General features: G+C 69.3%; 1 protein-coding gene. It reads left to right on the plus strand.

What is annotated here, in order from left to right:
* Positions 1-150: 150 nt before the first annotated feature.
* Positions 151-599, plus strand: a 449-nt coding sequence (locus L3X40_RS22080; RefSeq protein WP_237367466.1) for a DUF736 domain-containing protein, incomplete at its 3' end; no start/stop codon positions are given.

Consider the following 599-nt stretch of genomic DNA (forward strand, 5'->3'; position numbering starts at 1 on the left):
GCGCCCAACGAGTTTCGTCCCGAGGCCGCTTTGGCGGCGCTCGGATGGGCGCTTGCGCGCCTGCTCGGCCGAACGGCCGAGGAGGGGAGTGGGGAAGGGGGAAGTTGGCTCGGACACGGTGTTCGAGACCAGCTTCCAGGAGACTTTCCCATGAACATCGGTTCGATCAAGCAGAATGACGCCGGCATTTTCGTCGGCAAGATCGCGACGCTGACGATCGCCATGACGGTTGCGCTGCGCGAGGTGCACTCGGCCAATCCGAAGGCGCCCAAGTTCGAGGTTCTGGCGCTGTCGGCGTCGCGGGCGTGGGTGCAGGTCGGCGCGCTGTTCGAGCTGTTCTCGAACGGCACGGGCGAGGCGTTTCTCAACGGCAAGATCGAGGATCCGAGCCTGGCCGCGCCGCTCTACATCTCGGCGTTCCGCCAGGAGGACGGCAGCTACAACGTCGTCTGGTCGCGCCCGACGCGTCGCCGCGATCTCGCCGCGGAGATGGCGCCCAAGGCCGACGAGGGCCTGCCGCCGCTGCCCGGCGCCGACGAGACCGCCGGCCCCGCCACCCAGGGCACCGAGGCCGGCCTCGGCCAGTCCTCCGCCGAACA

Source organism: Rhizorhapis sp. SPR117 (genome assembly GCF_021742065.1).